Annotated in this window: 11 protein-coding genes; 5 read left to right on the top strand and 6 right to left on the bottom strand. The window is 73.3% G+C overall.

Annotation, left to right across the window (positions count from 1 at the left end; all coding sequences use genetic code 11):
• Positions 1 to 25 precede the first annotated feature (25 nt).
• On the bottom strand, positions 26 to 1336 hold the full coding sequence (locus tag PV350_RS39395) for a sensor histidine kinase (protein ID WP_500338252.1): 1311 nt from the start codon (positions 1334 to 1336) through the stop codon (positions 26 to 28).
• Between the two features lie 115 nt (positions 1337 to 1451).
• On the opposite strand from PV350_RS39395, the gene PV350_RS39390 reads away from it, so the two are divergent.
• From PV350_RS39390 to PV350_RS39380, 3 genes are all read left to right on the top strand, one after another.
• A complete protein-coding gene (locus PV350_RS39390) occupies positions 1452 to 2396 on the top strand; it encodes a D-2-hydroxyacid dehydrogenase family protein (protein WP_500338250.1) in 945 nt (314 codons plus the stop codon).
• 146 nt (positions 2397 to 2542) lie between these two features.
• Entirely contained in the window at positions 2543 to 2701 is a 159-nt protein-coding gene (locus PV350_RS39385) for a hypothetical protein (RefSeq protein WP_500338248.1), read from the top strand.
• 3 nt (positions 2702 to 2704) lie between these two features.
• Positions 2705 to 2962 carry a DUF4190 domain-containing protein gene (locus PV350_RS39380; RefSeq protein ID WP_499515322.1) on the top strand — a complete coding sequence of 86 codons (258 nt, stop codon included), beginning with the start codon at positions 2705 to 2707 and terminating at the stop codon, positions 2960 to 2962.
• 43 nt (positions 2963 to 3005) lie between these two features.
• Here the strand turns inward: PV350_RS39380 and PV350_RS39375 are convergent, their stop codons facing one another.
• From PV350_RS39375 to PV350_RS39355, 5 genes are all read right to left on the bottom strand, one after another.
• Entirely contained in the window at positions 3006 to 3635 is a 630-nt protein-coding gene (locus PV350_RS39375) for an MBL fold metallo-hydrolase (protein WP_499515321.1), read from the bottom strand.
• On the bottom strand, positions 3635 to 4720 hold the full coding sequence (locus PV350_RS39370; RefSeq protein ID WP_499515320.1) for an S-(hydroxymethyl)mycothiol dehydrogenase: 1086 nt from the start codon (positions 4718 to 4720) through the stop codon (positions 3635 to 3637). Before PV350_RS39370 ends, PV350_RS39375 begins: the two co-directional genes overlap by 1 nt.
• Positions 4721 to 4923: 203 nt before the next feature.
• Entirely contained in the window at positions 4924 to 7230 is a 2307-nt protein-coding gene (locus tag PV350_RS39365; RefSeq protein WP_499515319.1) for an ABC transporter permease, read from the bottom strand.
• Between the two features lie 5 nt (positions 7231 to 7235).
• A complete protein-coding gene (locus tag PV350_RS39360) occupies positions 7236 to 8009 on the bottom strand; it encodes an ABC transporter ATP-binding protein (protein ID WP_499515318.1) in 774 nt (257 codons plus the stop codon).
• Positions 8006 to 8512: a PadR family transcriptional regulator gene (locus PV350_RS39355; RefSeq protein WP_499515317.1), complete on the bottom strand. Its 507-nt coding sequence runs from the start codon at positions 8510 to 8512 to the stop codon at positions 8006 to 8008. The genes PV350_RS39360 and PV350_RS39355 overlap by 4 nt, the downstream gene beginning before the upstream one ends.
• Before the next feature lie 169 nt (positions 8513 to 8681).
• On the opposite strand from PV350_RS39355, the gene PV350_RS39350 reads away from it, so the two are divergent.
• The gene (locus PV350_RS39350; RefSeq protein WP_499515316.1) at positions 8682 to 9959 is read left to right on the top strand and encodes an ABC transporter substrate-binding protein; all 1278 of its coding nucleotides are present in this window, start codon (positions 8682 to 8684) and stop codon (positions 9957 to 9959) included.
• Between the two features lie 254 nt (positions 9960 to 10213).
• On the top strand, positions 10214 to 10933 hold a 720-nt coding region (locus PV350_RS39345), incomplete at its 3' end, for an alpha-amylase family glycosyl hydrolase (protein WP_500338245.1).

Here is a 10933-nt window from a genome sequence, read left to right as displayed (position 1 = left end):
GTGTTTTTTGGGCGTAGGAATTGTGTTAAGCAGATGTTTTCGGAGCGGTTTTTTCGGTACGGCGGGCGGCGTCGTAGGTGCCGCCGGCCCGGAAGAACCGCTCGAAGATCCGCTCGCGCAGTTCCTCGGGTATCCCGGGCCCGCCGTCGATGACGTCGACGATCTGCTCGTCGCCCTCGCGGCCGACCCGCACCTCGGCGGGGACGTCGTGGGCGGTGTGCGCGACCACGTTGGCCAGCAGGTTGGTGACCACCTGACGGAGCCGGTCAGGGTCGCCGGTCACCATGTGGGGCCCGGGTTCCACGACCAGGGTCACCGGGCGCTCGGGGTCGACGACGCGGGCGTCGGCCACCGCGTCGGCGCAGAGTTCGGCCAGGTCCACGGGGCGGCACTCGAGGGGGCGGCCCTGGTCGAGGCGGGCCAGCAGCAGCAGCTCGTCCACGAGGGCGGACATCCTGCGGGTCTCGTTCTGCACCCGGCGCATGGCGTCGTCCAGACGGGCCGGGTCGTCGAGGGCACCGAAGCGCACCAGCTGCGCGTAGCCGCCGATCGCGGTGAGCGGGGTGCGCAACTCGTGGCTGGCGGCGCCGACAAAGTCGCGCAGCTGCTCCTCGGCCTTGCGGCGGCGGTTGAACTCCTCGTCGACCCGGCCGAGCATCGCGTTGACGGCGTCGGCCAGCGCCTCCACCTCCGCCGTCGACACCGGGGCGGCGACCCGCTGCGAGAGTGCGCCCTCGGCGGCGAACCGGCGGGCGGTGGCGGTGATCTCCTTGAGCGGCGAGATGGTGCGGCGGCTGAAGTACAGGGCGCCGAGCACGACTCCGGCGACCAGCGGCACACCGGAGACGGCCTCGATGACCACGAGGTTGTGCACCGTGGCCGCGTCGTCCGCGGTGGACTCCGCGATCACCAGGTAGCCGCCGTCGGGCAGCTTCTCGACGACCGCCCGCATCGGGGCCGGGCCGACCGCGCCCGCCCGGCCGGCGGTCGCCATACGGTCCAGGTCGGCGCTGGACAGCCGGATGACGGCCCGCTCCACCATCGCGCCGGACTCGCGCTGGACGACCCTGCCGATGGCGTCGGTGAGCAGCACCACGGCCGTCGCCCCGGCGGGCTTGAGGTCCGAGCTGGTCTCCAGTTCGTCGAGCCGGTCCTGGCGTATGGAGGCCAGCTGCTGGTCCAGCCGGTTCCGCAGGCCGTCGGCGAGGGCCTGCGCGGCGTAGACGTCCGCGGCCGCGACGCCGACCGTGGTGATCGCCAGGAAGCCGAGCGCGAGGCGCCAGTACAGCGAGCGGGGCCACCAGCGCAGCCGGCGCCGCCTGCCGGGTGTCTCCACGTGCCCACCCCTCGTCCGGTTCCGGCGGCTGTCGGGTTCCGGCCGCTTTCCGAGCAGATACTAGGACAGACCAGGGGGACACCCGTTCGACCGATCGAGCCGAGGAGACCGCACCATGCGCATCGCCGTCCTGGACGACTATCAGAAGGCGGCGCACCGGTTCGCCGACTGGGACGCGCTGGGAGCCGAGGTGGTCTTCCTCCACGACCACGTCTCCGGTACGGCCGAACTGGCCGGGGCGCTGGACGGCTTCGACGTGGTGGTCGCCATGCGTGAGCGCACCCCCTTCACCGAGGAGCGCTTCGCGGCGCTGCCGGCGCTGCGGCTGCTGGTGACCACCGGGATGGCGAACGCGTCCGTCGACCTGGACGCCGCCCGCCGGCACGGGGTGACGGTGTGCGGCACGGAGAGCGTCGCGCACGCCACCGCCGAGCTGACCTGGGGGCTCGTCCTGTCGCTGGTCCGGCACCTCCCCGAGGAGACGGCCGGGATGCGGCGCGGTGAATGGCAGCACACGATCGGCGGCGACCTGCACGGCCGGACGCTGGGCGTGGTGGGGCTGGGCCGGCTGGGCGCGCGGGTCGCCTCCATCGGCACCGCCTTCGGGATGCGCGTCCTGGCGTGGAGCGCCAACCTCGACCCGGAGCACGCCGCCGCGTGCGGCGCGCGGGCGGTCGCCAAGCGGGAGCTGTTCTCGCAGTCGGACGTCGTCACCGTGCACTACAAGCTCAGCGCGCGCAGTACCGGCCTGGTCGGCGCCGAGGAGCTGGGCTGGATGAAGCCCACGGCGCTGCTGGTCAACACCTCGCGCGGTCCGCTCGTCGACACCCCGGCGCTGGTCGCCGCGCTGCGCGAGCGGCGGATCGCCGGTGCGGCGCTGGACGTGTACGACACCGAGCCGCTGCCCGCCGGGGACGTCCTGCGGAGCCTGCCGGGCGCGCTGCTCACCCCGCACCTGGGCTACGTCACGGAGGCGACGTACGAGGTCTTCTACCGGCAGGCGGTCGAGGACATCGCCGCCTTCCGGGACGGCGCGCCGCTGCGGGTGCTGACCGCCTGAGCGGCGGGCGCGCTTTCCGGCCGAACCGGCGTCCCGGCACCCGCGGGGCGCCGGTCCGCGTTTTCCGGGGGCGGTGGTGGGCAGAAGCTCCGTGTACAACTGTTCACCGAATTCCCCGGAACGTCGGAGCACAGGGAAGGACCGGAATGCTGTTCCTGGTGGCCGCACTGGCACTGTTCGGGCTGCTGCTCGGACCGGTCGCGCATCTGCCGCTGCATGTGACCCTCGCCGTCGCCGCCGTCATCGTCGGGTGGCTCGCGCTGTACGCGGCACGCCGGCGCGTCACGCACCGAAGGGAGGGATGAGGGATGCCCGGGACACCCGTGAGCACGCGCCGCGCCCACGCGGACGGCGCGGCGGTGGCGTCGTTCGTCCTCGGACTGGTGGGCCTGCTGGTCTTCAGCGTGGTCCTCGGCCCCGCCGCCCTGGTGCTGGGCTCTATGGCGCTGTTCCAGGGCACCGCCCGCCGCGGGCGGGCCGTGCTGGGGCTCGTACTGGGGGCGGCCGACCTGGTCGTGCTCGCGGTGGTGACCGCGAGCGACCACGCCTACGTGTGGTCGCTCTGACCGCGGTGACCGCCGCACCCGCGGGTGCGGCGGTCACGGGGGCTCAGTGGCCGCGGGCGATCCACTCGTCCAGATGCGGGGCCTCGGCGCCGATGGTGGTGCTGTCGCCGTGGCCGGTGCGGACGACCGTCTCCGGCGGCAGGGTCAGCAGCCGCTCGCGGATGGACTCGATGATGGTGGGGAAGTCCGAGAAGGACCGCCCCGTGGCGCCCGGGCCGCCCTGGAAGAGGGTGTCACCGGTGAAGACCGTGCCGAGGGCCGGCGCGTAGAGGCAGACGGCGCCCGGCGCGTGGCCCGGGGTGTGGAGCACCGTGAGCTCGGTGCCGGCCACCGCAATGACCTGACCATCCGTCAGCTCCTCGTCAGGGGAGCGCTCCGGGTGGGTCTGCTTCCACAGCGGCAGGTCGTCGCCGTGCAGGAGGATCTTCGCACCGGTCCGGGCGGCGAGCGCGGGCGCGGCGTCGACGTGGTCGTTGTGGGCGTGGGTGCTCACGATCGCGACCAGGCGGCGGCCGCCCAGCGCCGCGGCGATGGCGTCGGCGTCGTGGGCGGCGTCGACGACGATCGCCTCGGTGTCGTCGCCGACGATCCAGACGTTGTTGTCGACGTCCCAGGTGCCGCCGTCCAGCGAGAAGGTGCCCGAGGTGACGAGGTGGTCGATGCGGGCGGCCATCACAGGACCACCACCGAGCGCAGCACGTCGCCGTGGTGCATCCGCTCGAAGGCCTTCTCCACCTCGTCCAGGGCGATGGTCTCGGTGACGAAGGTGTCCAGGTCCAGCCGGCCCTGCAGGTGGAGGTCGATGAGCATGGGGAAGTCGCGGGAGGGCAGGCAGTCGCCGTACCAGGAGGACTTCAGGGCCCCGCCGCGGCCGAAGACGTCCAGCAGCGGGAGTTCCAGCTTCATCTCGGGGGTGGGCACGCCGACCAGGACGACGGTGCCGGCCAGGTCGCGGGCGTAGAAGGCCTGCTTGTACGTCTCGGGGCGGCCGACCGCCTCGATGACGACGTCGGCGCCGAAGCCGCCGGTCAGCTCGCGGACCGCCTCGACGGGGTCGGTCTCCTTGGAGTTGACGGTGTGCGTGGCGCCCAGCTTCTTCGCCGTCTCCAGCTTCCGCGCGTCGATGTCCACCGCGATGATCTTCGCGGCACCGGCCAGCCGGGCGCCGGCGATCGCCGCGTCGCCCACGCCGCCGCAGCCGATGACGGCGACGGAGTCGCCGCGGCCGACGTTGCCGGTGTTGATGGCCGCGCCGATGCCCGCCATGACACCGCAGCCCAGCAGCCCGGCGACGGCCGGTGAGACGGCCGGGTCGACCTTGGTGCACTGCCCGGCGTGGACGAGGGTCTTCTCGGCGAAGGCCCCGATGCCGAGGGCCGGGGAGAGCTCGGTGCCGTCCAGCAGGGTCATCTTCTGCTTGGCGTTGTGGGTGTTGAAGCAGTACCAGGGGCGGCCGCGCAGACAGGCACGGCACTGGCCGCACACCGCACGCCAGTTGAGGATGACGAAGTCGCCGGGGGCGACGTCGGTGACGCCCTCGCCGACCGACTCCACGATGCCCGCCGCCTCGTGGCCGAGCAGGAACGGGAAGTCGTCGTTGATCCCGCCCTCGCGGTAGTGCAGGTCGGTGTGGCAGACCCCGCAGGCCTGGATCCGTACCAGCGCCTCCCCGGGCCCCGGGTCGGGCACGACGATCGTTTCCAGGCTGACGGGGGAACCCTTCTCCCGGGCGACGACGGCACGGACCTGGTGAGCCATGGGGCACTCCTCGGCTGGTACGGAACCCTGAGACGGGCGTTTCTCATTACGGCACATTCTGCACGTGCCGCAACACAAGCATCGACGACGGCCGACAGAGCGGTCAAGGACCGCGCAGCCGGGCCGGCCGGCGCGCTTCATTCTTACCAAGGATCTTGCCCGGCGGCCCCGTTCGGCGGGGCACGGCGTCCGGTGTCTTCCCCTTACTGGGCGTTGAACAGCATCCGCGGATTGCGGTCCCCCGCCGCGCGGGAGGCGGGCAGCAGCGAGAGTGCCACCGCCGCCGCGACGCACACGCCGACGATCAGGGCCAGCACCGCTCCCGGCGGGGACTGGGCGATCCCCGCGCCGACGCCGCTGGAGCCGGCCTGCAGGTCGATCAGCCAGTCGGAGGCGAACACCCCCGCGGTGACCCCCGCCGCGGCGGCGGCCAGGACCACCAGACCGACGCCGGTCACGACGGTCGCCACGGTCTGCTGGGGCGTCAGGCCCACGGCGCGGTAGGCGCGCATGTCGCGGGCGTGATCGCGGATGCCGCTGCCGACGGCCGTGGACAGTTCGGCCAGGGCGATCAGCGCGAGCACGCTGACCAGTCCGATGATCACGCCGCGCACCGGGGAGAGTTCGGCGCCGGGGCCGGTGACCTCGCGCACCTCCAGGGCGCCGTGCGACGCGTCGGTGAGGGCGCCGCGCACCGCCGCGCGGTCGGCGCCGGGACGCAGCACCAGGCTGTAGTACGAGGGCCCGATGGAGGCGTCCTGGGCCCGCAGCACGTCGAGCGGGGCGGAGATCACCCGTCCGCCGTGCCCGGTCTCGATGCTGCGGCCGACGATGTGGAGGATGTGCGGGGTGCCGCCGACGGTGACCCGGACCCACTGGCCGACCTCGATGTGCAGCGCGTCGAGCAGGCCCTGTCCGGCGAGTGCCTCGTCGGGGCCGGCGGGGCGCCGGCCCTCCGCGACGGCGAAGGGGTAGGGGTCGGCGGTGGTGCCGATCCCCCGCAGGGTGACCGACTGCGACTGGCCGGGGGCGAGCGCGGGGAGGTCGACGCCCGGGTGCGCCGCGGCGATCTCCGGTCGTGCGGCGAGCAGCTGCCGGACGGCCTCGTCGGTGAGGCCGTTGGGGCGGGCGGTGAGCGCGCCGGCCTGGCCGAGCAGTTCGGGGTGGTGCTCGAAGCGGTCGAGGGTGGCCCAGGTCCCCAGCGCCACGGTGATCATCAGGACCGGCAGGGCGAGCCGGGCCACGGCGGCCGCCGAGCGCGCGGGCCGGTGCAGCACGCCGCGGCAGCCGAGCACCAGGGCGGGCGGGGTCCCCAGGCGCAGCGCGGCCCGGGCCGCGCCGGACATCCTGCGGCGTCCCGGAACGGCCCCCCGCGCGGCGGGGATCGGCGGCACGCGGCCGGCCCGCCAGGCGGCGAGCACCGTGGCCAGGGCGATGACCAGCACGGTCGCCGCGGCCGTACCGGGGAGCGCCCAGGTGTGCTGCGGCAGTCCCTGCCACAGCCCCATGGCGTCCCCCATCGGCCCGGGGATGCCCGGCGCGAGCGTCTCCGCGGCCACCGATCCGAGCACCACACCGGCGGTGGCGAGCACCGCGTGCTGCACGAGGAACATCCGGACCACCTGGGCCGGGGTGAAGCCGACCGCCTTCAGGACGGAGATGTCGCGGACGTACGCCAGGACGCGGGTGGCGATGCCCCCGGTCACCGCGATCGCGGCGGCCAGCAGCGCGGCCAGCCCGAACAGGCCGAGCAGCAGCCCGAGGAGGTGGTTGTCGCCCTCGGCGTCGGCGCGGGCCTCCCGCCAGGTGGCGACGCTCGTGACGCGGTCCGGTCCGACGGCGGAGACGGCCCGCTGGATGACGAAGGCGGTGTCCGCCGGGTCCTTCAGCCGCAGCCCCACGGTCTGCCCCGCCCGCGCCGGGCCGGTGGCGAGGCCGCTCACCAGCGTGGGCGACGCCCAGGCGACACCGGGGTTGTCTCCCGGGGAGTAGAGCGGTTCGGCGGTCCCGGCGACGCCGACCACGCGGACGGTGCTTCGCCGTCCGTCGCGGGTCACGCTGATCTCGTCGCCCGGCTCGGCCCACAGCGCCGACGCCACCGACCGTTCCAGCACGATGCCGTCGCCGTCGTCGCCGTCCAGCCAGCTCCCGCGGTCCATGAGCGGCCGGCCCACCGACGGCGGGCTCGTGCCCGCGGCCCGCAGGTCGAGGGCGGCCTTCTCCCGGCCGTGCTGCGCGGTGACGGTGAGGGTGCGGAAGGGTCCGGAGACCGCGGTGACCCCGTCAATCCGCGACAGGGCGCCGGTGTCGGCGCGGCCGTCCGTGCGCAGCCAGACGTGGGCGCCCTCGGTGGCGGTGAACATCCGCTGCCAGGGGTTGGCCGCGTACACCAGCAGCGCGACGGAGAGCAGCAGCGCCACGGTGATGCCCGCGGTGGCCAGGACGATGGACAGGGCCTGCCCGCGGTGGGTGCGCAGATCGGCGAGGGCCCAGCGGGCGGTGGCGCGCACGGCGGTCAGCCCTGCAGCTTCACGACGTCGGCGGCGGCACGGGAGGGACGCGAGGCGTACGGCGGGGCGTCGAGGGTGATGTCGTCGACCACTTCGCCGTCGAAGAGGCTGATCACCCGGTCCGCGGCACTGGCCACCTTGGCGTCGTGCGTGACGAGCAGGATGGTCTGGCCGCGTTCGTGGCAGCGGGTCAGCAGCCGCAGCACCTCCCGGGTGCCCTTGCTGTCGAGGCTGCCGGTGGGCTCGTCCGCCAGCAGCAGGGCCGGGCGGTTGACCAGGGCCCGGGCGAGGGCGACCCGTTGCTGCTCACCGCCGGACAGGTCGGCGGGGGTGCTGTCCTCCTTGCCCGTCAGGCCGAGGTCGGCCAGCAACTCCTGGCGCGCGGCGCGCACCTGGCGGGGCGAACGGCCGGCGAGCAGGGCGGGCAGTTCGATGTTGTCCGCGACGGTGAGAGTGGAGACGAGGTTGAAGAACTGGAAGACGATGCCGACGCCGCGCCGGCGCAGTACCGCCCAGCGTGCCTCGCTGAGCTGGTCGACCCGCTGCCCGTCCAGCCATATCCGCCCCCGGTCGGGGCGTTCGAGGCCGCCGAGCAGATGCAGCAGGGTGGACTTGCCGGCGCCGGAGGGGCCGGTGACGGCGACGAACTCGCCCGGCCGCACCTCCAGGTCGACCCCGCGCACGGCCCTGACCTCGCCGCCGTCCACGCGGTGCGTCTTGACCAGGCCCTCGACCCGGAGCATGTGCGGCGCCGCGGGGGGCGGCTCGGCCCTTCTCATTCCAGCTCCTCCTGGCAGCGCTCCAGCCAGTCGAGGTCCGCCTGCAGATGCAGCGTCGCGCCCTCGATCAGCAGCTGCGCGATGGTGTTGTCCCGGTCCTCCCCCGCGGCGAGCCGGGACATGGCCCGCATGAGGTTGAGGTAGTGGCGGCGCTGCTTGTTGATCAGGGAGACCTGGTCGGCCAGGCCCGTGGCCGGGGCGAGGGCGAGCTTCATGAAGAACTCGTCGCGCACCCGCGGCTCGCTGGACGGCTCGTCGAACCAGGCGGAGACCGCCTCCCGCCCGGCGTCGGTGAGTTCGTAGATCCGCTTGTTGGGCCGGCCGGACTGGGTGACGTCCTCGCCCCGGATCAGTCCCGACTTCTCCAGGCGCGCCAGCGTCACGTAGATCTGGCCGATGTTCGGCTGAGGATAGGCCGCACCGAAAAGCTTCTCAAGTGCCGTTTTGAGCTCGTAACCATGGGCGGGCCCCTGGGCGAGGAGTGCCAAGAGCGGAAGGCGCACGCTCGACCTGCCTCCTCCCCGGCTACCTGCTTGTTAGGGGCCGCTGACCAGCCCGATCATCGGTGAGCAGGCCATCTTGCCGCAATGGCTAGTATCGCGCATGTCCAACAGGTATACATGTCCCTTCGGACGACGACGCCGTCGCCGGAAGCGGGACCTGGAGGATCGTATGCGCTGGGCGCGGGCCGCGGGCAGGACCCTGCTCGCCGCTGCCCTGCTGCTGACGGGATACGCCTCCGAGGGCGCCCGCGCCGCCGACGGACCGCCCGGCACGACGGGCCGGGGCCCGGTGACCCTCGCGACCGGACGCGATCTGACCGGCTACCTCCAGCACGTGCTGGACGGCTGGAACCGTGGCCACCCCCTGGAGAAGGCGACGCTCGTCGAACTGCCCGAGGCGGCCGACGAGGTGCGCGCGCAGATGGCCGACAGCCTGCGCTCCGGCAGCGACCGCTTCGACGTGCTCAACATCGACGTGGCGTGGACCTCCGAGTTCGCGGGCGCCGGATGGATCGCGCCGGTCGACCCGCATGGCCTGCCGCTGGACCGGCTGCTGCCCTCGGTGGTGGACACCGCCACCTTCCGCGAGCGGCTGTACGCGGTCCCGTACGTCACCAACGCCGGGCTGCTCTACTACCGCAAGGACATCCTCGACCGGGAGCACCTGGATCCGCCGCGCACCTGGGCGGAGTTGGAGCGCCAAGCGCGCACGCTCGCCCCGAAGTACGGGATCGGCGGCTACGCCGGGCAGTTCCTGCCGTACGAGGGCCTGACCGTCAACGTCACGGAGGCGGTGCAGTCGGCCGGGGGCGGCATCCTCGGCGGCGACGGCAGCCGGGTCACCGTGGACTCCGCCGCGGCCCGCGAGGGGCTGGGCTTCCTGGTGCGCGGGGTGCGCGAGGGCTGGATCCCGGGCGAGGCACTGCGGTTCAAGGAGGAGGAGTCCCGGCAGGCCTTCGAGGACGGCCGGCTGCTCTTCCTGCGCAACTGGCCGTACGTGTACGACCTCGCCTCCGCGCCCGGCTCCAAGGTCGCGGGGCGCTTCGGCGCGGTGCCGCTGCCAGGACCGGACGGGCCGGGCGCCAGCGTGCTGGGCGGGTCCAACCTCGCGGTGAACGCGCACTCGCGGCATCCGCGGACGGCCGCCGACCTCATGGCGTACATGACGGGTGAGTCCGTGCAGCGCCAGGTCCTGACGGAGGGCTCGCTGCCGCCGGTGTGGGCCGATCTGTACCAGGACCCCGGGCTGGTGCGCAGGTATCCGTACCTGCCGGTGCTGGAGCAGAGCGTACGGGCGGCCAGGCCGCGCCCGAAGAGCGCCCGCTACGAGCAGGTGAGCCTGGCGGTGGCGGCGGTGAGCCGGGACGCGCTGGCGCTGCACACCACGCCGGAGCAGGCCGTCGCACGGCTGGACCGCGAGCTGCGGGAGATCGTGCGGGACCGCTGATCCGGCGGTGCCCTTCGGTGGCTGTCGCCACCTACCTCATACCTACTTGTTAAGTAGCTGCGACAACCTCCAGATGCCCTCTCGGCTCCGGACTGCGGATCTTACTCGCACAAATCACCCCAGTAAGCGCCGTCTATTGGCAGCTCCGTTGACACCTTCCTGACACTGCTACTTAACATGCATGCATAACGAGCCACCCCGCGCGGCGTGCAATGTCGTGACCGTCCGCGCGCCCGCAGTCAGGATGGTGACGGGTGTTCACAGCCCCTCTGGAGGACGGTTCCTCCACCGCCGCCGCCCCCTCCCCGGCACTCACCGCCGTACGCCCCTGGTGGCGCGACGCGGTGGTCTACCAGGTCTACGTGCGCAGCTTCCTGGACAGCACCGGCGACGGTGTCGGGGACCTGGCCGGCGTCCGGGCCGGTCTGCCCTACCTGCGCAAGCTGGGCGTCGACGGGATCTGGCTGAGCCCCTTCTACCCCTCGCCGCAGCACGACCACGGCTACGACGTGGCCGACTACACGGGCGTCGACCCGCTCTACGGCGACCTCGCCGAGTTCGACCGCCTCGTGGCCGACGCGCACCGGCTGGGTCTGCGCACCGTCGTGGACGTCGTCCCCAACCACTGCTCGGCCGCCCACCCGTGGTTCCGCGAGGCACTGGCGGAGGGGCCGGGCGGCCCCGCCCGGTCGCTGTTCCACTTCGCCGACGGACGCGGCGAGCACGGCGAACTGCCGCCCAACAACTGGCGGGCGATGTTCGGCGGTCCCGCCTGGTCCCGGGTGACCGAGCCGGACGGCCGGCCGGGCCAGTGGTACCTGCACCTGTTCACCCCGGAGCAGCCCGACCTCAACTGGCGTGACCCGCGCGTCGGGGAGCACTTCGAGCACGTGCTGCGCTTCTGGCTGGACCGGGGGGTCGACGGCTTCCGCATCGACGTGGCGGCGGGTCTGTTCAAGCACCCCTCGCTCCCC

Origin of the sequence: Streptomyces sp. PA03-6a (genome assembly GCF_033792765.1) — a bacterium.
Taxonomy (GTDB): domain Bacteria; phylum Actinomycetota; class Actinomycetes; order Streptomycetales; family Streptomycetaceae; genus Actinacidiphila.
This window is presented reverse-complemented; position numbering and strand designations above follow the sequence as displayed.